At 66.1% G+C, this 22,076-nt stretch carries 21 protein-coding genes; 4 read left to right on the forward strand and 17 right to left on the reverse strand.

Going from position 1 to position 22,076, the window contains the following annotated elements; all coding sequences use genetic code 11:
* Positions 1 to 172 precede the first annotated feature (172 nt).
* The 3 genes from dauA to RM463_RS14840 all read left to right on the forward strand — a co-directional run bounded on the left by dauA (position 173) and on the right by RM463_RS14840 (position 3,064).
* Entirely contained in the window at positions 173 to 1,915 is a 1,743-nt protein-coding gene (gene dauA, locus RM463_RS14830; protein WP_195688136.1) for a C4-dicarboxylic acid transporter DauA, read from the forward strand.
* A gap of 93 nt (positions 1,916 to 2,008) precedes the next feature.
* Entirely contained in the window at positions 2,009 to 2,524 is a 516-nt protein-coding gene (locus tag RM463_RS14835; RefSeq protein ID WP_195688137.1) for a TlpA disulfide reductase family protein, read from the forward strand.
* 51 nt (positions 2,525 to 2,575) lie between these two features.
* Positions 2,576 to 3,064: a CreA family protein gene (locus tag RM463_RS14840; protein ID WP_195688138.1), complete on the forward strand. Its 489-nt coding sequence runs from the start codon at positions 2,576 to 2,578 to the stop codon at positions 3,062 to 3,064.
* A 77-nt stretch (positions 3,065 to 3,141) separates the two neighbouring features.
* Here RM463_RS14840 and RM463_RS14845 read toward each other — a convergent pair whose 3' ends face one another.
* From RM463_RS14845 to RM463_RS14880, 8 genes are all read right to left on the reverse strand, one after another.
* A complete protein-coding gene (locus tag RM463_RS14845; protein ID WP_311430426.1) occupies positions 3,142 to 4,662 on the reverse strand; it encodes an aldehyde dehydrogenase family protein in 1,521 nt (506 codons plus the stop codon).
* Between the two features lie 137 nt (positions 4,663 to 4,799).
* A complete protein-coding gene (locus RM463_RS14850) occupies positions 4,800 to 6,974 on the reverse strand; it encodes an ATP-binding protein (RefSeq protein WP_195688563.1) in 2,175 nt (724 codons plus the stop codon).
* A 42-nt stretch (positions 6,975 to 7,016) separates the two neighbouring features.
* The gene (locus tag RM463_RS14855; protein ID WP_311430427.1) at positions 7,017 to 7,523 is read right to left on the reverse strand and encodes an oxidoreductase; all 507 of its coding nucleotides are present in this window, start codon (positions 7,521 to 7,523) and stop codon (positions 7,017 to 7,019) included.
* Positions 7,524 to 7,651: 128 nt separating this feature from the next.
* Positions 7,652 to 8,479, reverse strand: coding sequence for a DUF2189 domain-containing protein (locus RM463_RS14860; RefSeq protein ID WP_195688561.1), 828 nt, complete (start codon positions 8,477 to 8,479; stop codon positions 7,652 to 7,654).
* Between the two features lie 259 nt (positions 8,480 to 8,738).
* Entirely contained in the window at positions 8,739 to 9,167 is a 429-nt protein-coding gene (locus RM463_RS14865) for a universal stress protein (protein ID WP_195688560.1), read from the reverse strand.
* 11 nt (positions 9,168 to 9,178) lie between these two features.
* On the reverse strand, positions 9,179 to 11,773 hold the full coding sequence (locus RM463_RS14870) for a TRAP transporter permease (protein WP_195688559.1): 2,595 nt from the start codon (positions 11,771 to 11,773) through the stop codon (positions 9,179 to 9,181).
* A gap of 133 nt (positions 11,774 to 11,906) precedes the next feature.
* Complete coding sequence (locus RM463_RS14875) at positions 11,907 to 12,887, reverse strand: TAXI family TRAP transporter solute-binding subunit (RefSeq protein WP_195688558.1); 981 nt, start codon at positions 12,885 to 12,887, stop codon at positions 11,907 to 11,909.
* A gap of 236 nt (positions 12,888 to 13,123) precedes the next feature.
* The gene (locus RM463_RS14880; RefSeq protein WP_195688557.1) at positions 13,124 to 13,363 is read right to left on the reverse strand and encodes a DUF2798 domain-containing protein; all 240 of its coding nucleotides are present in this window, start codon (positions 13,361 to 13,363) and stop codon (positions 13,124 to 13,126) included.
* A gap of 96 nt (positions 13,364 to 13,459) precedes the next feature.
* Here RM463_RS14880 and RM463_RS14885 point away from each other — a divergent pair, with 96 nt between their 5' ends.
* Positions 13,460 to 13,984 (forward strand): macro domain-containing protein, encoded by a 525-nt coding sequence (locus RM463_RS14885; protein WP_195688556.1) that lies wholly within the window; start codon positions 13,460 to 13,462, stop codon positions 13,982 to 13,984.
* On the opposite strand, the gene RM463_RS14890 is transcribed toward RM463_RS14885, so the two are convergent.
* The 9 genes from RM463_RS14890 to RM463_RS14930 form a co-directional block, all read right to left on the reverse strand.
* The gene (locus RM463_RS14890; RefSeq protein ID WP_195688555.1) at positions 13,969 to 15,276 is read right to left on the reverse strand and encodes a TRAP transporter large permease; all 1,308 of its coding nucleotides are present in this window, start codon (positions 15,274 to 15,276) and stop codon (positions 13,969 to 13,971) included. The genes RM463_RS14885 and RM463_RS14890 overlap by 16 nt on opposite strands.
* Positions 15,266 to 15,745 carry a TRAP transporter small permease gene (locus tag RM463_RS14895; protein ID WP_195688554.1) on the reverse strand — a complete coding sequence of 160 codons (480 nt, stop codon included), beginning with the start codon at positions 15,743 to 15,745 and terminating at the stop codon, positions 15,266 to 15,268. Before RM463_RS14895 ends, RM463_RS14890 begins: the two co-directional genes overlap by 11 nt.
* A gap of 66 nt (positions 15,746 to 15,811) precedes the next feature.
* Entirely contained in the window at positions 15,812 to 16,822 is a 1,011-nt protein-coding gene (locus tag RM463_RS14900; protein ID WP_195688553.1) for a DctP family TRAP transporter solute-binding subunit, read from the reverse strand.
* A gap of 164 nt (positions 16,823 to 16,986) precedes the next feature.
* On the reverse strand, positions 16,987 to 17,481 hold the full coding sequence (locus RM463_RS14905; RefSeq protein WP_195688552.1) for a DUF192 domain-containing protein: 495 nt from the start codon (positions 17,479 to 17,481) through the stop codon (positions 16,987 to 16,989).
* On the reverse strand, positions 17,478 to 18,623 hold the full coding sequence (locus RM463_RS14910; protein ID WP_311430428.1) for an ABC transporter ATP-binding protein: 1,146 nt from the start codon (positions 18,621 to 18,623) through the stop codon (positions 17,478 to 17,480). Before RM463_RS14910 ends, RM463_RS14905 begins: the two co-directional genes overlap by 4 nt.
* A complete protein-coding gene (gene modB / locus RM463_RS14915; protein WP_195688550.1) occupies positions 18,616 to 19,284 on the reverse strand; it encodes a molybdate ABC transporter permease subunit in 669 nt (222 codons plus the stop codon). Before modB ends, RM463_RS14910 begins: the two co-directional genes overlap by 8 nt.
* Complete coding sequence (modA, locus tag RM463_RS14920; RefSeq protein WP_195688549.1) at positions 19,284 to 20,117, reverse strand: molybdate ABC transporter substrate-binding protein; 834 nt, start codon at positions 20,115 to 20,117, stop codon at positions 19,284 to 19,286. Before modA ends, modB begins: the two co-directional genes overlap by 1 nt.
* Positions 20,118 to 20,330: 213 nt before the next feature.
* A complete protein-coding gene (locus RM463_RS14925; protein ID WP_195688548.1) occupies positions 20,331 to 21,062 on the reverse strand; it encodes a GntR family transcriptional regulator in 732 nt (243 codons plus the stop codon).
* Positions 21,063 to 21,183: 121 nt separating this feature from the next.
* Positions 21,184 to 22,076, reverse strand: an 893-nt coding sequence (locus tag RM463_RS14930) for a pyruvate kinase (protein WP_311430429.1), incomplete at its 5' end; no start/stop codon positions are given.

Consider the following 22,076-nt stretch of genomic DNA (forward strand, 5'->3'; position numbering starts at 1 on the left):
CACTTCGCTCCATCCTGGCCATGCCCCGGCGGAATCAAAAGAATAACAACGGGCTATCATTCAGGAAGGCCCCGGTCCGGTTCACCAGTTAAGCGAACCAGGCAACCTTGCGGCATCGCAACATAAAGGCGTAACGTAACGGCTCCGCTATTTAGCAAGCAAAGGAGTTGCCATGGCTCGCTCCTCCGATAACAACGGTTACCGGGTTCCGCTTCCTGGCAGCGCCCTTGTTGCTGCCTGGCGCCGAGGCTACGGCCTCGCCGAGCTGCGTCGCGACCTGCTCGCCGGGCTGACCATCGGCATCGTCGCCGTACCGCTATCCATGGCCCTGGCCATCGCCACCGGCGTTCCCCCCCAGCACGGCCTCTATACCGCCATCGTCGCCGGCGCGATCATCGCCCTCACCGGCGGCTCGCGCTTCAACGTCTCCGGCCCCACCGCCGCCTTCGTGGTGATCCTGTTCCCCATCGTCGCCAACCACGGCATCGGTGGACTGCTGATCGCCACCCTGATGGCCGGGCTGATCCTGATGGCCCTGGGCCTGGCGCGACTGGGTAGCCTGATACAGTTCGTCCCCTACCCGGTGGTACTGGGCTTTACCGCCGGTATCGCCGTGGTCATCGCCCTGCTGCAGCTGCCGGACTTCCTGGGGCTCTCGCTCGAGCTTGGCGAAAGCACGCCGGACAATGCGCTGCGCATCCTGAAGGCACTGCCCGAGCTGGCCCCCGCCGAGCTGAGCATCGGCCTGGTCACGCTCGCCACCCTGGTGCTGTGGCCGCGACTCAAGCTGCCGGTTCCTGCTCCGCTGGTAGGGCTCGCGGTAGGTACCCTGGCGGCCCTGGCCGCGGGAGCCGCCGGCATCGAGATCGACACCATCGCCTCGCGCTTCAGCTGGACCCTTCACGGCGAGAGCGGCAGCGGCATTCCACCTTTCGCTCCAGGCCTGGTGCTGCCCTGGCAGCTTCCCGGTCCGGACGGCACTCCGCTGGTGGTTGACTTTGATCTGATTCGCGAACTGCTGGGCCCGGCTCTCGCCATCGCCATGCTGGGCGCCATCGAGTCGCTGCTGTGCGCCGTGGTGGCCGATGGCCTTACCCGCTCCCGCCATGACCCCAATGCCGAGCTGTTGGGCCAGGGGCTGGGCAATATGATCACGCCCTTCTTCGGTGGCATCACCGCCACCGCGGCACTGGCACGCACCGCTACCAATATCCGCAGTGGCGCCTTCTCCCCGCTGGCCGCCGTCATTCATGCCCTGGTGGTACTGCTGGCGGTGGTACTGCTCTCCGGAGTGCTGGCCCTGGTGCCCATGGCGGCACTGGCTGCCCTGCTGTTTATCATCGCCTGGAACATGAGCGAGGCACGGCACTTCGCCCACACCCTGAAGAGTGCCCCGGCCAGCGATGTGGCCATTCTGGTGATCTGCTTCGCACTGACGGTGGTATTCGATATGGTGCTGGCGGTGGCGGTGGGCATGGGACTGGCGGCGGCGCTGTTCATCCGCCGCATGGCCGAAGTGACCCAGACTCGTCGGCTCGACGAGGGTGATCATGACGGCAGCATGGATCTGCCACCGGAAGTGGCCCTCTACGATATCGACGGCCCGCTGTTCTTCGGCGCCGCCGAGAAGGCGATCTCGTCGCTGCAGGTCGTCGATAGGGAGATCCGCGTGATGCTGCTCGACATGCACGACGTGCCCAGCCTCGATGCCACCGCCATCGTCGCCCTGCAGACCCTCGCCGAGGAACTGCATGAGCGTGGCATCGGCCTGGTATTCGTGGGGCTGCCGGCACCGCTGATCCTCAAGTTGCGCCGCGCCGGCCTGCGCCGTGAAGCGGGCCGATTGGCGATGGTGACCAACCAGGGCCAGGCACTACGCCTCGCCGAACGCTGGATGTCGGGCTCATCGGGCTAGGCTGCCCGGCTGCGTAGGCTCCAGAGGCGACTGGCCGTCAGGGCATCTTCTCGACCATAGTAAGAGGACCCACGGCCGCTCGATGAGGTCCCCATGGCCGCACTACCCGACTGGCGGGTGAGCCGCTGGCTCAACTGCGACACGCCCTTGACGCTCGGTATGCTGCGCGGGCGCGTGGTACTGGTCCATGTCTTCCAGATGCTCTGTCCCGGCTGTGTCCTCCACGGACTGCCGCAGACCCAGCGGATTGCCCGCCAGCTGGTCGATGTTCCGCTGAGCGTGGTGGGGCTTCACAGCGTCTTCGAGCACCATGACGTGATGACACCCCTTGCGCTGGCGGCCTTTCTGGCCGAGAACCGCTACACCTTCCCGGTCGGCATCGATTCCGCCAGCCGCGATGACGATCCTCGTCCATGCACGATGCGCGCCTGGGCACTGGAGGGCACTCCCACCACGCTGTTGATCGATATCCGCGGCCGGCTCCGCTACCGTCACTTCGGCATCGAGGAGGATCTGGCGCTGGGCGTGCATCTGGGCCAGTTGCTGCAGGAGGCCGAAAGGCTCGGCGCGAACGGACCTTGGGGGGCGGCGGACGACGCGAGGAGGTAGAATCACGCTGCCGCCAAGAGAAGACTCTCCTCGATACCGACAGGAACCCCGATGCCTCGAGTTCGCTCCCGCCCTACCCCTCTACTTACCCTGGCCGCACTCTCGCTGTTGCTTGCCGGCTGTGGCAACGACAACGAGGTAGGCGATGTCTCGCTGGGCCTGTTCACCACCAAGGACATCAAGATCGAGAGCCTCACCGACCCCAAGGTTACCGGGGTGACCTGCCACCTCAGCAATATCGAGGCCGACCTCGACTTCGCCGACCCTTCCGACAGCAGCCTAGCCTGCCGTCAGACCGGTCCCATCACCCCCGCCATGCTGGCAGATATCGACACCTCGGCGAGTGGCGAGCTGCTCTACCGCCGATCCAAGAGCGTGCTGTTCAAGAGCCTCAAGGTGCGCCGCATCTTCGACGCCGACAACCAGACGCTGCTGTATCTGGTCTACAGCACCAAGGAGACCAGCGGCAGCTTCAAGCATGCCCTGAGCAGCGTGCCACTCTGGAACACCCAGGCCTGGCAGGCGCCCGTCGGCGAGTAGGAGGGGTGTGGGCCACGCCGGATGGCGCGGCCGACAGGATCGAAGCCATTCGGAGCAGTGCCCCGAATGGCACGGGGCTAGAAGAAGCCCATCGGATTGATGTCGTAGCTGACCAGCAGGTTCTTGGTCTGCTGGTAGTGCTCGAGGGCCACCTTGTGGGTCTCGCGCCCGACGCCGGACTTCTTGTAGCCGCCGAAGGCCGCATGCGCCGGATACTGGTGGTAGCAGTTGGTCCATACGCGACCGGCCTGGATGCCACGGCCCATGCGGAAGGCCACATTGATATCGCGACTCCAGACGCCGGCGCCGAGGCCAAACTCGGTATCGTTGGCGATCGCCAGCGCCTCCTCCTCGTCCTTGAAGGTGGTCACCGCCACCACCGGCCCGAAGATCTCCTCCTGGAAGACGCGCATCTTGTTGTGGCCCTTGAGCAGCGTCGGCTCGATATAGAAGCCCTTGTCATAGGCCGGATCGAAGCTCGCCTTGTCACCGCCGGTGAGCACCTCCGCCCCCTCCTCCCGGGCGATATCCATATAGGACATGATCTTGTCGAACTGCTCCTGGGAGGCCTGGGCCCCCACCTGGACATCGGTATCCAGCGGGTTGCCGCGTTTGATCTGCACGACCTTCTCCATCACCTTGGCCATGAAGGCGTCGTACATGGACTCCTGGATCAAGGCGCGGGAGGGGCAGGTGCACACCTCACCCTGGTTGAAGAAGGCCAGCACCAGCCCCTCGGCGGCCTTGTCAATGAACGCCGGCTCGGCGTTCATGATGTCGGCGAAATAGATGTTCGGCGACTTGCCGCCCAGCTCCACGGTGGAGGGAATGATGTTTTCCGCGGCACACTTGAGGATATGCGCGCCTACCGGGGTCGAGCCGGTGAAGGCGATCTTGGCGATGCGCGGGCTTCCGGCAAGCGCCTGGCCCGCCTCGGCGCCATAACCGTTGACGATATTGACCACGCCCGGGGGCAGCAGGTCACCGATCACCTCCATCAGCTTGAGAATCGAGGCGGGCGTCTGCTCGGCGGGCTTGAGCACCACGCAGTTGCCCGCGGCCAGGGCCGGCGCCAGCTTCCAGACGGCCATCAGCAGCGGGAAGTTCCAGGGAATGATCTGCCCCACCACGCCCAGCGGCTCATGGAAGTGATAGGCCACGGTATTGGCGTCGATATCGGCGGCGCTGCCCTCCTGGGCACGGATGCAGCCGGCGAAGTAGCGGAAGTGATCGACGGCCAGCGGCAGGTCGGCGTTGAGGGTCTCGCGGACCGCCTTGCCGTTGTCCCAGGTCTCGGCGACCGCCAGCATCTCGATATTCTGCTCGATGCGATCGGCGATCCTGAGCAGTACATTGGAACGCTCCGCGGCCGAGGTCTTGCCCCAGGCAGGGGCCGCGGCATGCGCCGCATCCAGCGCCTTGTCGATATCCTCGGCGCCGGAGCGGGGAATCTCGCAGAACACCTCGCCGTTGACCGGGCTGACGTTGTCGAAGTACTGCCCCTTGACCGGCGAAACGAACTCGCCCCCGATATAGTTGCCGTAGCGCGACTCGAAGGCGACGACCGCACCGGACTGGCCCGGGTTGGCATAGATCATGGCATGCTCCTGAGTATTGTCGTTGTACGGACACTGCCCTGCCATTCTTGGTCGTGACAGCATCCGACGACATACTCCGTTGGTCGAAGCCACTCTCCTTGACAGCCATTCCCCTGGGCTGACTCTTCCACTGAGCCTCAGGCCTGAGACGTTTCGGCCCAGTGATCCAGGGAGACCAGTGTGGTGGTGAGACAGGCTTGCAGCGCTTCGAGAACCGGGGGGATCGACGCCGGCTCTCCTTCGGCAGCCAGGCGTTCGATCCGCGCCGCAAACTCCGCTACCGTTACCGCCCCCAGGCTCGAGGACTCCCCCTTCAGCTGGTGCGCGGCATGGCGCAATCGGTCGGCATCACTCGACGCGAGCGCCGAGCTAACCTGAGCGAGATGCGCCCCGCTCTGGTCGCGGTAAAGCGCCACCAGCCGCGTAAGCCCCGATTTTCCGAGAGAGCCGAGCAGCGAGTTCAGGACCCGAGGATCCAGCACCGCCTGCTGGTTCATGGCCAGCGGCTCCCCCAGCTCTCCCTCGCCGCTCCCCAGGTGGCGCTTCAATACCTCCAGCAGGGGCTCCGGGAGCAGAGGCTTGGCAAGATAGCCACTCATCCCCGCGGCCAGACAGCTCGATGGCTCGCCTCCCGGGCCGCCGGCGGTCATCGCCACGATGGGCACCTCGGTCAGCCAGCCCTGGCGCCGGCGAAGGCGGCGGGTCACCTCCAGCCCATCAATATCCGGCATCTGCACGTCCATGAAGATCAGGTCAAACTGCCGTTGCCGGGTCAGGGTCAACGCCTCGCCTCCCGAGTCGGCCAGGCTTACCCGGCAGCCCAGCCGCTCGAGCATCGCACGGGCGACCCGCTGGTTGACGGGGTTATCCTCCACTACCAGTAACTCGGCCCCCGGCAGGTGCTTTCTCGATGGCTGCCTGCTCGCGCTGTGCCGCGCAGCGGCGTCCCGCACCGGCTCGGTGGCGGGCACCAGCGGCAGCAGGCACCAGAAGCGGCTACCGATCCCGGGCTCGCTCTGCATGTCGAGGCGCCCCCCCATGGCCTCGATCAGACGGCGCGAGATCGCCAGGCCCAGGCCGGTGCCACCGAAGCGTCGCGCGATGGAAGCATCGCCCTGCCGGAATGGCTCGAAGAGGTGCTCATGTTGCTCGACTGGGATGCCGCACCCCGAATCACGCACCTCGAGGCGCAGGGTATCGGCACCCTCTGGCGTCGCCTCGACAATGACCTCTCCCTCAGCGGTGAACTTCACGGCGTTGGACACCAGATTGAGCAACACCTGGCGCAGTCGCGCCGGATCCCCCATCACCCAGGCCGGCAGTTTTTCGGAGATTCGCGCCTCGAGCCCGACCCCGCGAGACTCGGCGCGCGCCATGAACACCGTCACCGCCCCCTCCACCAGCGTGGCAAGCGATAATGGCTGGCACTCCAGATCGAGATGTCCGGACTCGATCTTGGAGAAGTCCAGCAGTTCATTGATCAGCCCCAGCAGCAGGTTGGCGCTGTCATGAAGGGTGGCCGCATACTGACGGGGCCGCTCCGCAAGAGGCTCTTCCAGCAGCAGGTCGCTCATGCCGATGACACCGTTGAGGGGCGTGCGGATCTCATGACTCACCATGGCCAGGAACTCCGACTTGGCCTGGCTCGCCGACTCGGCACGCCGCACGGCCGCCTGGAGCTGGTGGCTGAGTATTTCCAGATCACGGCGGGCAGTGGCATTGTCGCGGGCCTCGCGGAACAACATGACCGCAACCAGCAGCGCGGAAAAGCTCATGGCCAGGATCAACAGCAACAGCAGGCCATGGAGTCGCTGCTGTTGACGACGCTGAAGGGTCGCATGCTCGGCCAGGTAGCCATTGACGGCAATCACCAGACGCTCGGTGCGGTTACCCAGTGTCTCCAGACGCTCCTCGAGACTCTGCCGGCTTTCGGTAGTGAGCACCTCGAGCTCGCCGATCATGCCGTCCAGCTCCTCGATCCGGCGCGCGATATCCTCGAGCAGTTCGACTACCGCGGGCGCCTTCGCCAACAGCTCGGCGACGCCCCCCTGACCCAGCATATGCATGCGGCTGTAGAACAGCTCGAAGCGCAGCCGAAAGCCCGCGAGGGTGGCATCGGGCTGTACCAGATAGCTGCGCATCTGGACGGTTTCACGATCGAGCTGATAGGCGTGCCAACCAGCCCCCTCGGCGACTCTGCCCAACAGACTATCCTGGCGCCAGGCGACCAGGCTTACCACGATCAGGGCGGCGGCAAACAGCACCAGGGCGCTGATCGCCCCTAGCCTCAGCCGCAGGGGCAGCTTCAGCACCCGCCACCCCCTGTCGAATGCGCCCAATCACCGCATATGAAATCAGCGCACATGTATGCTGGCCACATGCCATACTGACCGAAAGCGCACCGCTTCGGTATGCAACTCCGGATGATCACCGAAGGGATAGAGCACGAAGAGCGGGCCGAGCTCGCGTATCGGCATCGGCTCACCATCACGGCTCATGGCCAGAATCACGTCATAGTCATGCAGCTCCTGAACGGAAATCTCTGCCCGAAACTTGTTCAGGGCCTGCACGACGATACTATCGCCCTGCGCGCCCACCGCCGCGAGCACCTCGCGCATCAGAGGGCCCCGAAAGCAGCTGGTCTCACGATGCCAGGGGGTTCGGGTACAGACCGTCAGTGGCGAGAGACTCTTCACCAGCTCGCGGTCGAAATGCGCCTGGCTGCCGGCATTGGTGTCGGCGATATTTCCGGTGACGGCCAGCAACACCTCGCCTTCCGGCGCAGGCAGCCCATCGCCGATAGCGGATGCAGGCAGGCTGGCCAGCAGGAAGATCAGGCAAATAGAGATCGTCTGGCGCATGACGGCCATCCCCTTAAGGCGAGTTTGGGGCGCCAGACTACGCGATCACGCCGGCATGGTCAGCTCGACGAAAGCCGGAGGCATGGGCGCCCCCGGCAGGATGCCTGATCGTAGGAGAGCAGCGTCGATCAGCCGTGGAGGTCGTGCTTCTCCTCCCGGGGCTTGATGACCACCAGCTCCTCGTAGGCATGCCAGCTGGCGAAGCCCAGCACCGGCAGGATAAGCGCCAGTCCAATATAGAAGGTCAACACCCCGACCAGCACACAGCCGGTGAGGATCGCCGCCCAGAGCAGCATCGGACGGAAGTTGCACGACACGGTACGCACGCTGGCCTCGATCCCCTCCATGAAGGTGAGGTCGCGATCCATCAAGGTGGGTATCGCCACCACGCTGATGGAGAAGGCGCCGAAGGCCAGAAATCCCCCCAGCACGGTACCGACGGCGATCATGCCGAGCCCCTGGGGAGTGGTCAGCAGCGCGGCATAGAGGTCCGTCGGGCTTGGCACCGCGTGGCCGAAGAAGATCGCGAACAGCAGGATGGCAATATTGAACCAGGCCAGCAGCACCAGCACCAGCATCACGCCCATCATCGCCAGCTGGCCGGCATGGGGACGCCAGGCGCCGAAGGCATCTCCAAGATGCGGGGCGCGATTGGCCTCCAGGGCACGACTGATGCCATAGGAGCCTACCGCCACCAGGGGGCCGATGAACATGAAGCCCGCCACCAGCGGTAGCAGCCAGTGCCACAGGCCCAGATAGATGGCGCCGACGGTCACGGCGATACTCAGCCCCACCCAGAACATGCCATAGGCGAGACTGACGGCGGCAGCCTGCCGAAAATCCTCGATGCCGGCGGCGAGCCAGGCCTTGGGGCGCCCCATGCCGACCGGCTGGATGGTGATCTTCACGCCGAGTCCTGCCGACGTGTCCCGTGATTTCGCAGTTTCCGCATTCATGAGTCACCTCTCTTCGCCGACGTGTGCCCGACCGGCTCGGGCGCTGCGTGGATGGCCTCGGAACACGACCGGGCCACCGAAACGCATTAACGAGGGGCCCCTCGTTAACTATGACTTAATCTAGTTGATCGGGATCAACTCTGCTGGATAATCCCGCCGGCCCCATTCCACGCTCAGGTCACAGCCCAAACGCAGAGGGCCTCGACACGGTGTCGAGGCCCTCTGCGAGGCCGAGTGATGCGGCAGGAGCCTGCCGTGCTTAACGCACGATCATTACCGACACCTTCGAGTGGTGCACCACATGCTCGGCATTGGGTCCCAGCACGTAATCGGCGAACTTGCGCTTGTTGTGGGAGGCCATCACGATCAGGTCCACCTCGAGCTTCTTCGCCGCCTTGACGATCGCCTCCCAGGGCGAGCCATCGACGATGACGCTCTGGACCGTGATATCGTCAGGCACGTGCTCGCGAATAAACTCGTGCTGCGCCTCGGTGATTGCCGCATGGGCCTTCTTGGCGAAATCCTTGGGAAAATAGGAGCCGACCAGCGGCATGCGGTAGTCCGGCAGCACCGTCACCACATGCAGCGACGCTCCAAAGCTGCGGCACAGCGCCACCGCCGTCGGTAGCGCCTTGGCCCAGGAGGCCTCCTCGTTGAGGTCCACCGTCAACATGATCTTCTGATACATGACACTCCCCCTCAGGCAGACGCCGCGGCGGCGTCACGACCACGCCGCCGACGCTGCATCATTACGATCAGACCGAAGACCAGGAAGGCCGGAATCCACATCAGCTCCTTGGTCCAGCGATCCACCGGCGCGAGCACCTGGATGATCTCCTGATCGAAGTCGAAGCCCAGGTCCGACGCCTGGCTGCCGAAGGCCACCATGTCGACCACGGCCCTGTCCTCTTCGATGATCAGCTCCAGGCCCAGGTTCTCCAGCCGCTCCTCGCCGGTCTCGCCACTCGGCACCGGCAGCTGCATATAGGTGGTCAACGGATCACCGAAGTCATCCTCGCCAAGGACCTGCAGCCGCAATGTGCTCTGCTCGCCGACGTTACCCAGCGCCTCGACGAACTGTGCGGGCGGAATCTCCTGATAGGGGTCATGGAGCTGATCCATCCAGAAGCCCGGCCGAAACAGGGTAAAGGCCACCAGCAGCAGCACGATGGACTCGTACCAGCGGTTACGGGCAATCATGAACCCCTGGGTGGCCGCGGCGAAGATCAGCATGGCGATCGTCGATACCACGAAGATCAGCACCCCCTGCAGGGCGGTGACATCGATCAGCAGCAGATCGGTATTGAAGATGAACAGGAACGGCAGCGCGGCGGTGCGCAGGCTGTAGTAGAAGGCCTGGAAGCCGGTACGTATCGGGTCACCGCCAGAGACCGCCGCCGCGGCAAAGGAGGCGAGTCCCACCGGCGGCGTCACATCCGCCATGATGCCGAAGTAGAACACGAACAGGTGAACGGCGATCAACGGCACCAGCAGGCCGTTCTGCTCACCCAGCTGAACGATTACCGGCGCCAGTAGCGCCGACACCACGATGTAGTTGGCCGTGGTGGGCAGCCCCATGCCGAGAATCAGGCTGAGCACCGCGGTGAAGATCAGGATCAGCATCAGGTTGCCCATGGAGAGGATCTCCACCACATCGGCAAGCACCAGGCCGACGCCGGTCTGGGACACCGCACCGACGATGATACCGGCGGTGGCGGTGGCGATGCCGATGCCGATCATGTTGCGGGCACCGGAGACCAGGCCGCCCCACAGATCCATAACCCCCTCACGCAGGTCCGCCGCCATGTCACTGCGACCACGGAAGATCGATGTGATGGGACGCTGGGTGAGGATGATGAAGACCATGAACACCGTGGCCCAGAAGGCCGACAGCCCCGGCGAGAGGCGCTCCACCATCAGACACCAGATCAGCACGATCACCGGCAGGATGAACTGCAGGCCGACCATCACCGTGGGGCGGGTCTGGGGCAGCTTGTAGATGGGCGCATCGGGATCATCGAGCTCCAGCTCGGGGTAGTGGGAGGCAACCTTGAGCAGCCCCACATAGATCACCGCCAGGCCGGCGGCCACCACCCAGGGAGTCGCACCACCCAGCACCGGCTTCAACCAGCCCAGGCCGTAGTAGACCACGAGAGCCGTGATCATCATCAGGAGCAGGCCACCGAGGAAGCCGATCGCCTTGCGCACCAGAGGCTTGGGCGGGTTGCTGCTCTCCAGGCCCTGAAGGCCGGCCTTGAGTGCCTCGAGATGAACGATATAGATCAACGCGATATAGGAGATCAGTGCCGGCAGGAAGGCGTGCTTGATCACCTCCACGTAGGAGATGCCCACATACTCGACCATCAGGAAGGCCGCGGCCCCCATGACCGGCGGCATGATCTGACCATTGACCGAGGAGGAGACCTCCACCGCACCGGCCTTCTCCGCCGAGAAGCCGACACGCTTCATCATCGGTACCGTGAAGGTGCCGGTGGTCACCACGTTGGCGATGGAGGAGCCGGAGATCAGGCCGGTCATGCCCGAGGCCACCACGGCGGCCTTGGCCGGGCCGCCCTTGTAGTGGCCCAGCAGCGAGAAGGCGACCTTGATGAAATAGTTGCCGGCGCCGGCCTTGTCGAGCAGCGCACCAAACAACACAAACAGGAACACGAAGCTGGTCGAGACCCCCAGCGCAATGCCGAAGACCCCCTGGGTCGTCAACCACTGATGGTTGACCAGACCGTAGAGACTGACCCCGCGGTGGGACAGAATGCCCGGCATGTAGGGCCCGGCCAGCGAGTAGATGATAAAGATCGAGGCGATGATCATCAGCGGCGGACCGAGCGCCCGTCGCGTGGCCTCGAGCAGCAGCAGGATACCCGCCACACCGATGATCACATCCTGCAGTATCGGCGCACCAGGACGCTGGGCCAGCTGTTCGTAGAACATGAACATGTAGGCACCACAGAAGGCCGCCGCCGCCGCCAGGACCCAGTCCTGAACGGGGATACGATCACGGGGCGAACGCTTGAGCGCCGGGTAGGCCATATAGGCCAGGAAGAGCGCGAAGGCCAGGTGAATGGAGCGGGACTCGGTGGCATTGAAGACCCCGAAGCCCAGCATGAACGGCAGCGGAGACGCGATCCACAGCTGGAAGAGCGACCAGGCGGCGGCAATGCTGACCAGCAGCTTGCCAGGCGTTCCGGACGGCTTGCGGGCCCCGGAATCGCTCGAGGCGACCATATCCTCGAGATCGACCTCTTGCCCCGCGGCCCTCTTGTTGTCCTCAGTCATAAGCGTGCCCTGCTCTGTAACGTTTCCCTGGGAGCGCCCGGGATGGCCTCCCACGGCATCTCAAACAGAATGCGCGGCCCCCTCGGGTGACCGCGCATTCTTCACCGAGGTGAAAACACCTCAGGCCGTTGTATCACTCGATCCAGCCCTGCTCACGATAGTAGCGTGCAGCCCCATCATGCAGCGGTGCGGAGAGGCCCGAAGAGACCATCTCTTCCGGCTTGAGATTCGCAAAGGCCGGATGCAGCTTCTTGAAGCGATCGAAGTTGTCGAAGATCGCCTTGACGGTCTGATAGACGATCTCCTCGTCGGTTTCGGCGGTGGTCACGAAGGTCGCCGCGACACCGAAGGTCTCGACCTCCTCGTCGTTGCCCTTGTAGAGGCCGCCGGGGATGGTCGACATGGAGTAGTAGGGGTACTCGTCGACGATCCCCTGGATCGCTTCATCGTTGAGCGGGATCAGTCGGGAGTCGACGGTGGTGGTCGCTTCCTGGATGGAGCCGTTGGGGTGGCCCACCACATAGGCCATGGCGTCGATGTTGTTGTCGGCCAGGGCCGAGGCCATCTCGGCGGCGTCGAGCTGAGAGGCCAGCGAGAAGGTGTCCTCGGTCCAGCCCTTGGCCTCCATCACCACTTCCATGGTGTTGCGCTGGCCGGAGCCCGGGTTGCCGATATTGACACGCTTGCCCTCCAGGTCATCGAGGGTCTCGATGCCGGAGTCGGCCCGCGCCAGAATGGTCAGGGGCTCGCCGTGGGCACGGAATACCGCGCGCAGGTCTTCAAAGGCCTCGCCTTCGAAGTTGCCGGTACCGTTGTAGGCCTGGTACTGGACATCGGACTGCACCACACCCATATCGAGCTGACCGGACTTGATGCCGTTGACGTTGGCCACCGAGCCACCGGTGGAGGGCGCGTTGCACTTGATGTTGGCGTCGTCCAGACGGTTCACCAGGCGGCAGACGGACTGGCCGACCACATAGTAGACGCCGGTCTGGCCACCGGTACCGATGGTGATGAACTTCTCTTCGTCCTGGGCCATGGCCGGCGAGGCGAACATCGCGGCCCCCAGGATCGCGCCGGAGAAGGCAGCAGCAGAGAATGCATGGCGTTTCATGAACACACCTCTTTGACGTTGTCGGCAAGAGAGCGGAGCGTCGTGACCGCAGTGGCCCCGAATCTACCACCCTCCTCTACTTTAGCGAAAAAATCATTCCGGGGATAATGACCGGAGGCAAGGCCGCCGGATCATGGCCGGCGGGGCATTCATCCATCAGTCTAGTCTTGCCGAGCGTTTATGAAGCGTTAATCTTATGCTGCAACACAGCATTAGCGGCCGCATGGGGCGGTCGGTTACCGATGCGAAGGCTTGCGGACGAGCCTGGCGACGACGCGCTGTAGCCGCGGCGCTCCCACCAGGGTCAGTACGAGGGCGATCGGCCAGGCAATATAGAGCGCCTGCCACCAGCGACCGAGGAAACCTTCTCCCAGGCCGGTGTTGGCCCAGGTGATCACGAAGGTCATCAGGGTCACCATATAGAGCGACATCAGCACGGCAAACACGTACGGCGCGAAGCGTGGCGGGAACAACATCGAAACTCCTGATAGCCTGACAGGGTAGGAATGGCGTGCATTCTACGCCACCCGGCCCTCGGGCGCGCCCGAGGGCCGCATATCTCAGGAGACACCATGATCGAGTGCATCCAGGGGGATATCGCCCATCAACCCGATATCGAGGCGGTGGCCAATGCCGCCAACGCCCAGCTGCGCCCCGGCGGCGGCGTGGCCGGGGCCCTGCATCGCGCCGCCGGTCCCGAGCTCGACCGCGCCTGCCGGCCGCTGGCGCCGATCCGCCCGGGGGAGGCGGTGATCACCGAGGCCTTCGCCCTGCCCAATCGCCATGTCATTCACTGCCTGGGGCCGGTCTACGGCGTCGACGAGCCCGCCGAGGCGCTGCTCGCCGACTGCTACCGAAACGCCCTGGCGCTGGCCGAACGCGAGGACCTGGGCTCCATCGCCTTCCCGGCACTCTCCGCCGGCGCCTTCGGCTATCCACTGGAAGAGGCGGCTCGGGTAGCGCTCGAGACGGTGATCGCCACCCTGCCCGACTGCCCGCATATCGAGCGGGTGCGCTTCGTGCTCTTCGATGCCGAGAGTACCACCTGCTTCCAGCGTCTGCTCGATACGCTTCAGGGCAATCAGCCGACGTTGTAGCCCAGGGTCCTCGGCAACCACAGCGCGATCTCCGGGAACACGGCAACAAGCGCCAGGGCGGCGGCCATCGCCACCACGAACAGCAGGGCCCAGCCCACGGTCTGTTCGAGGCGAATCCTGGCCACCTCGGTGGTCACCATCAGATTGACCGCCACCGGCGGGGTGAACTGGCCGATGGCGATATTCATCGCCAGCAGGATGCCGAACCACACCGGGTTCCAGCCGAAGTGCTGCATCACCGGGATCAGGATCGGCATCATGATCAGGTAGATGGAGATGGCGTCGAGCAGCATGCCGGCGGCCAGCACCGCCAGCATGATCAGCACCAGCAGCACGACACCATTGTCGGAGAGCGAGATGATCCACTCCGCCAGATGGCGGAAGGTACCGAGCATGGTGCCGGCCCAGGCGAAGATGCCGGCAAGCGCGATGATCAGCATCACCACCCCCGAGATCACCGCCGCCTCGCCGAACAGCGACCAGAGATCACGCAGGCTGAGCTCGCGGGTCACGAAGAGCCCCACCAGCACCCCATAGGCCACAGCCACCACCGCCGCCTCGGTGGGGGTGAAGAGCCCCGAGCGCAGCCCGCCGAGGATCAGCACCGGCGCGAACAGTGCCGGCAACGCCTGCCTGAAGGTCTCCCCCACCCGCAGTTGTTCGGCGCCCGCTACCGGTGCACCGCCCTCCCAACCATGGCGACGTGAGACCAGCAGAGCCGGGACCAGCAGCGCCAGGCCGGCGAGTACACCGGGGAAGAGCCCGGCGGCGAACAGTGCCCGCAGATCGACTCCCGGCACCACGATGGAGTAGAGGATCAGCGCTACCGAAGGGGGGATCAGGATCGCCGTGGAGGCCGAGGCGGCGATCAGGGTGGCCGAGAACGGCTTCGGGTAGCCCGCCCGGGTCATGCTCGGCAGCATCACCATGGCCACCGCGGCGGCATCCGCCGGCCCCGACCCGCTCATGCCACCCATGATCATGCACACCAGCACCGCCACCAGCGCCAGCCCGCCGTGACGCGGGCCGATCAGCGCCTGGGCAAAGCGCACCAGGCGCAGCGCCACCCCGGAGCGCTCGAAGATCAGCCCGGTGAGGATAAACAGCGGAATGGCAATCAGCGGATACTTGGCGATGCTGTTGTAGGTATTGGTGCCAAGGGTGGCGAGCATCGCCGGCGACAACCCCGTCAGGATCCCCGCGGCACCCGCCAGCCCCAGGGAGAAGGCCACCGGGACACCGGCGATCAGCAGCCCGGCGAAGGCCAGCAGCATCCAGAGATCAGGACTCATCGTCGAGCCCTCCGCGCAGCCGGTCCCGGGTCTGCTGCAGCTGACGCACCAGCATCACCGCCGCCAGCAGCGGCAGCCAGACGATATACCACCACTGGGGCAGACCAAGCCCGGGCGAGAGGGTCTCCCAGCGGTACTCCTGCCAGGCCAGCCTGGCGCCGAACCAGGCGATCAGTCCCAGCACCGCCACCCCGCAAAGCCCCTGGAAGAGCACCAGGAACCGGCGTGCACCCGCCGGCAGGGCACGCTCCAGCATGCCGATACGGATATGACCGTTACGCCGCAGCGCCACGGCGGCGCCGGCGAAGGTCAGCACCACCAGCAGGAATACCGAGAGCTCTTCGGTAAAGGCCAGCGAGCCACCGGTGATATAACGAGTCACCACGTTGCCGAGACTGATCAGCGCGATGATCACCAGGGCCAGGCTGGCCAGCCAGCGCTCCAGCCTGGCATCCGGGGAAGGCGTCATGGGTTACCTCACAAGGCAGCGGCCGGCCTCGAGGGCCGGCCGGTCAAGGGGAAGGAAGAGCGGGAATCAGCGTGACTCGATGTCGGCACGGGCGGCCTCGACGATCTCCTCGCCGATCTTCGGTACCCACTCATCGTGAACGCTGGCGGTGGCCTCGACGAAGGCCTGGTACTGGGCGTCCGAGAGCTCCGTTACGGTAACGCCACGCTCCTGGATGGCGGCCAGGCGCTCGCCCTCCTCCTCGCGGGTCATGGACGTCTCCCACTCGCCCGCCTCCACCGCGGCCTCACGCAGGATCGCCTGGTCGCTCTCGTCCAGCGACTCCCACACCCGGCGATTCACGGCGAAGATCAGCGGATCGTTCATGTAGTTCCACAGGGTCAGGTGCTCCTGTCCCACCTGGTCGATACGCGCCACGTCGAACACCGAGAGCGGATTCTCCTGGCCATCCACCGCGCCGGTGGTCAGGGCCGGCTTGGCATCGGCCCAGCTCATCTGGGTGGGGTCGGCCCCCAGGGCGGTGAAGGTGTCCTGGAACAACGGCGAGCCCACCACGCGGATCTTCAGGCCCTCCAGATCCTGAGGCTCATCGATCGCGCCCTGGGAGTTGGAGAGCTGGCGGAAACCGTTCTCGCCCCAGCCCAGCGGGATAACATCCCGGGACTCGATGGCCGCAAAGATCTTCTCGCCCGCCTCGCCACCGGTCACGGCGTCCACCGCCGCCTCGTCGGGCAGGAAGAAGGGCAGCGAGAAGAGATTGAGCTCCGGCACCTGGGGGGACCAGTTGATGGTGGAGCCCACGGCGGCGTCGATCAGCCCGGAGCGCATGGCGGAGAATTCGCGAGTCTGGTCACCGTTGACCAGCTGGGAGTTGGGGTAGACGCGCATGGTGATGCGCCCCTCGGTGCGCTCCTCCACCAGCTCGGCCCACTTCTCGGCGGCCTGGCCCCAGGGAAAGGCATCGGAAAGCACGGTGGAGACGGCAATCTCGCGCGCCTGAACGGAGAGCGAGGCGGAGAGCACGGCGGCACCGGCCAGGGCGGCGGCCAGCTTGGCAAGCGGTCGATACGTTGTCATGGCGTGTCCTTGCAGCGACGCCTCGTCATCTGCGAGGCGCGGTTATGGTTATGAGTGGCACGATGTGCCGGCGCGGTGAGCCGGCGGCGGTGGACGAGCCCCTCCAGGGCCCGGTGCCACCTCGCGAAATATTCTAAGGCTCCCAGCGTTGAATATCAGCTCCGTCACTCCGGTTTGCAACGGGAGTCGTGACCCGGCCAGGCGACACAGTCCCCCACGCCGATCCCCAGCGCCTGGAAGGTACCCGCCCTGACCTCCAGCGCGGCTCGATAGGGCACTCCCGGCCGCGTCACCGGACAGTCGGCCGGCGCATCCGAACCACAGGGCACCATGGTGTGGGTCGAGACGATACGTCCCATCCCGTCGATAAAGGCGATATCCAGCGGAATCAGGGTGTTGTACATCCAGAAACCACTGCGGCCCGGCTGCTCGCCGGCATAGAGGAAGAGCATGCCGCCCTCCTCGGCGAGTCGCTCGCGTCCCATCAGGCCACGGCTGCGTTCGGCCGATGTCTGCGCCACCTCGGCATGGAACTCATGCTCCCCCGAGCCGGTGGCAATGGTGAGTGGCCAGCGCTTTGCGGGCACCTCGGCGGCGCTTGCCGAGAGGAGCGTAAAGGGAGCGACGGCGAGGATGGCGGCGATCAGGAAGCGTTTCATGGCAGACTCATGGCGTCATCGCCGGAGGCGCAAGCCTCCGGCATCAGGTGGATGCCCGCGGCGAGCAGCGAGACCTGTACCGCCTCCCCGCGGGCCAGACCGTTACGACGGGCGGCATGGGTGGCGATCTCGAAGCCGAGGCGCCCGGGGGTGTGATCGAAGGCCAGGGTGACCGAGGTCATGCCGCCCAGCACGACCAGCTCCTCGACGCGAGCGCTCACCGGGTTCTCGCGCTCCCCCAGCGAGGGGCGCCCTCGGCGATGCAGCACCACATCCGAGGCCGGCAGATACCAGGCCACGCGGGTACCCGGCGCCAGCGACGCAAGCCCCTCGGCCACCTCCAGACGCCAGGGCCCCCAGGCCAGGCGACGCTCGTCGCCCTCCATCACCACCTCACCGCTGAAGACGTTGTGGCGATCGAGCAGCCGCGCCACCTGTGGGGATGAGGGCCGGCGGAAAAGCGACTGAGGAGGACCTGTCTGGAGGGTGTGCCCGGCATGCAGCACGCAGAGGCGGTCGGCCAATGCCGCCGCCTCGTCGAGGTCGTGGGTGACCAGCACGATGGGGATGGCGATCTCCTCGCGCAGCATCGCCAGTTCACGCTGCAGGCGCCGTCGCGTCACCTGATCCACCGCCGAGAAGGGCTCGTCGAGCAGCAGCACCCGCGGCTCGCGGGCCAGTGCCCTGGCCAGCGCCACTCGCTGCCGCTGGCCGCCGGAGAGCTCGGCGGGGTGGCGCCCGGCCAACCCCTCCAGGCGTACCCGGATCAACCACTCCTCGGCCCGGCGGCGGCGCTCGGCGGCCGGCAGATGGTGCAGTGCCACCATGACGTTGCCCAGCGCCGTGAGGTGCGGGAACAGCGCATAGTCCTGGAACACCAGCCCCAGGCGTCGGCGCTGGGGAGGGAGCGCGAGTCGCCTGTCGGCATCGAACCAGACCTCCTCGCCACAGGCGATACGCCCCCCTTGTGGGCGGTAGAGGCCGGCGATGCTGCGCAGCAGGGTGGTCTTGCCGCTGCCCGAGGGACCCACCAGGGCCAGCAGCTCACCGGCCGCGCAGCGAAAGTCCGCCGCCAGGGGGATGGGGCCCGACTGATGCAGGCTCACCTCGAGGGGGGCGGGGCTGGCAGCGACATCAGACACGGCGCCACCTCCGCCGCCCCGCGAGGCCATAGACCACACCGATGGTGACGAAGGAGACCAGCAGCAGCATCGCCGACATGGTGGCCGCCCCGCTCTCGTCGAAGGCCTGCACGCGATCGTAGATGGCGATGGCCAGGGTGCGCGTCTCGCCATCGATGGCCCCGCCCACCATCAGGATGACCCCGAACTCCCCCAGGGTATGGGCGAAGGTCAGCGCCATGGCCGAGACGATGCCCGGCCACACCAGGGGCAGCTCGATGCGCCACAGGGTATGCAGCGGCGACAGGCCGCTGCACCAGGCCGCCTCGCGCAGGTTGGCCGGTACCGCCTCGAAGGCACGCTGCACGGGCTGCACCGCGAAGGGCAGGTTGGCCACCAGGGAGGCGAGCAGGATGCCCTCGAAGGTGAAGTTGAGCCCCTCACCGAACAGCCGCACCCAGAGCCCGCCGAAGGGAGCCTCCAGCCCGAAGGCCTGCATCAGGTAGAACCCCAGCACCGTGGGCGGCATCACCAGTGGCAGGGCGATCAGGGCCTCACCCAGGGGCTTGGCGCGCGAACGACTGCCGGCCAGGGCGCGGCCCAGCCACAACCCTGCCGGCAACAGCAACAGTGCCGTGAGGGCAGCCAGATGCAACGAGACCGAGAGCGCCGTCCAGTCCATCAGCGGGGCTCATCCTCGGCAAGGCGGAAACCATCGCCGGGAGCGCGAAAACCATAGTCGGCGAGGATGGCACGCGCCTCCTCCCGCTGCAGCCAGGCGTAGAAGGCCCGCGCGGTATCACCGGCTCCCTTCACCAGCGCCATGCGCTGCACCAGGGGCTGGTGCCAGTCGGCCGGCACCATCACGAACTCGCTCTGGGCGGCCACCGGTGGCGCCAGCGCCTGGGACCAGGCCACCAGCCCGCCACGGGCATCCGCGGAGAGCGCGAAGCGGGTCGCCTGGGCGACGCTCTCCCCCAGCACCCGCAGCGGCGCACTGGGCTCCCATAACCCGGCTTGCACCAGGGCCTGGCGTGCCGCGACCCCATAGGGGGCATGCTCGGGGTTCGCCAGGGCGATACGCGATCGCCCCTCCCCGGCGGCATGCGCTGCCACCGCCTCCCGAACCGCCGTCAGCGGAGCCTCCTCACTGGGCAGCCGGCCCTGCTCCTCCTTTCTCTGCAGCCATACCAGTCGTCCTACCGCATAGACTTCCCCCGCATCCTCGAGGTGGCCGGCCTCGTGCAGCGCCAGCACATAGGCCTCATCGGCGGAGAGGAAGAGCTCGAAGGGCGCGCCCTGCTCGATCTGGCGACGGAAATTACCCGACGAGCCGAAGTTGATCCGCAAGGATTCTCCCGTCTCGGCCCGGAAGGCCTCGGCAAGATGGGGGAAGACCGCCTGCAGGGAGGAGGCAGCCGCCACGATGGGCGGCCGGGCCAGTGCCACCGTGGAGAACAGCAGCGTCAATCCCAGCAGCAGGGCGCGACACCCCGCTCGGGTAAGGGACCGCATGGCGTGACTCCGCAAGAGATGAATGGAGGTATTGTCCGACACCCCACCGGTGCCCTCAACCCGCCGGGGCGTTGCCATCGCGAGCGCCGCCGGGGACAGGTCTGCAGGGGGTCCGGAGACCATGGACGGCGGAGGTAGCGTACAGGGAAGTATTCAAAGCGCCCCCGAAAAGGCCTGTCGCCGGATTCAGGCGCAAGCGACTCCCGGTGCTGTTCAGCTCTTGGCGACGCCGGCGAAAATGCTATGCAGATCGGCCTGCTCCTCGCGGGGGCCGAGGTCGAGCAGGGCCTCGAGGCTCGTCAGATGCGCCTCGATGGCGTCTCTCGCCCCGCCGGCATCCCCCCGGTCAAGCGCCTCCAGCAGCCGGAAGTGATCTCCCTCCAGGTAGCAGGAACCGAGCGAGGGTCGCTTGTAGAGGGCGATGACGATGGAGGTCCGCAACACCAGGTCGGTGAGCATGGCACCCAGCACACGATTGGGCGAGCGTGCGGCCAGTCGATGATGAATGGCCAGGGAGTGGGCGATGCGAGCCGGCTCGTCGCCACGCCCATGGGCCTCGACCTCTGCCCGTGCCTCGCTCTCGAGGGCAGCCAGCAGCTCGGGGTCGAGGCCCCGTGCCGCCAGCAGTGCGGCCACCTCGCCCTCCACCAGGCGGCGGGCGGAGAAGGTCTCGCGGGTCTCCTCCACGCTGGGGGCTCGCACCCGGGCGACCTGATTGGGGCGCTGGTCGATGACGTGGTCGGCGGCCAGGCGCGTCAGCGCCCGACGCACGATGGAGCGGCTGACACCGAACACTTCGCCCAGTGCCACCTCCGGCAGACGCGTGCCGGGCGCCAGGCGCTGGCTCAGCACCGCCTGGCGCACCTGCTCGACGATATGGCGATCGCCGACACGCTCCCCCCCGCGCACGGCGGCTTCGACCTCTTCCCTCCAGGACTGGCTCATGGGCGTCTCGCTGGTAATGATCCTGGCAGAACCTTCTCACTTTTCGAGCCTGATCACCACACCCGCCAGCGGTTCTGTATACAAAACCCTTCCGCGTTGCGCCCTTGTTACCCCCTCGCCATTACCCCTTGTGTAGATGGCTGGCGTTGACGTCGAGAATCTTCAGCGTATTGGTGCCGCCATGGGCGTTCATCTCGTCGCCCCGCGTGAGCATCACATGATCCCCCGGCTCGGCGATGCCCTTCTCCACCAGCAGCGCCAGGGCGCGGTCGTTGAGCTCCTCGGCCGTCATCTCGCTGGTGTCGAAGGGCAGCGAGACCACGCCGCGATAGAGCGCCATGCGTCGCTGGGCGATGGCGCTGTGGGCCAGGCCGATGATCGGCAGCCCGGAACGGATGCGCGAGGCGATCAGCGGCGTATAGCCGGTCGAGGTCATGCAGGCGATGGCGGCCACCCCGGAGAGGTGGTTGGCGGCGTACATGGCGGATAGGGCGATGGTCTCGTCGACCCGGGAGAAGCCCTCGTGGATGCGGTGGCCCGACTCCTGGGCGATCCGCTCGCGCTCGGCGCCCAGGCAGACCCGGTCCATCGCCTCGATGGTCTCCACCGGGAAGTCGCCGGCGGCGGTCTCGGCGGAGAGCATCACCGCATCGGTGCCGTCGAGCACGGCGTTGGCAACGTCGAACACCTCGGCGCGGGTGGGCAGGGGCGACTCGATCATCGACTCCATCATCTGGGTGGCGGTGATCACCGCCCGGTTCAGGCTGCGGGCTCGCTTGATGATGCGCTTCTGGGTGCCGATCAGCTTCTCGTCACCGATCTCCACGCCGAGATCGCCACGCGCCACCATCACCGCCTCGCAGGCCTGGATGATGCCGTCCAGCGTCGCCTCGTCGGTCACCGCCTCGGCGCGCTCGAGCTTGGCCACCAGGCCGATCTCCTCGCCGGCCTCGCCCAGCAGGTCGCGGGCCTCGGCCATGTCGGCGGCATGCCGCGGAAACGAGACCGCCAGAT

The sequence above is a fragment of the Halomonas sp. LES1 genome (assembly GCF_031846005.1).
Taxonomy (GTDB): Bacteria; Pseudomonadota; Gammaproteobacteria; order Pseudomonadales; family Halomonadaceae; genus Halomonas.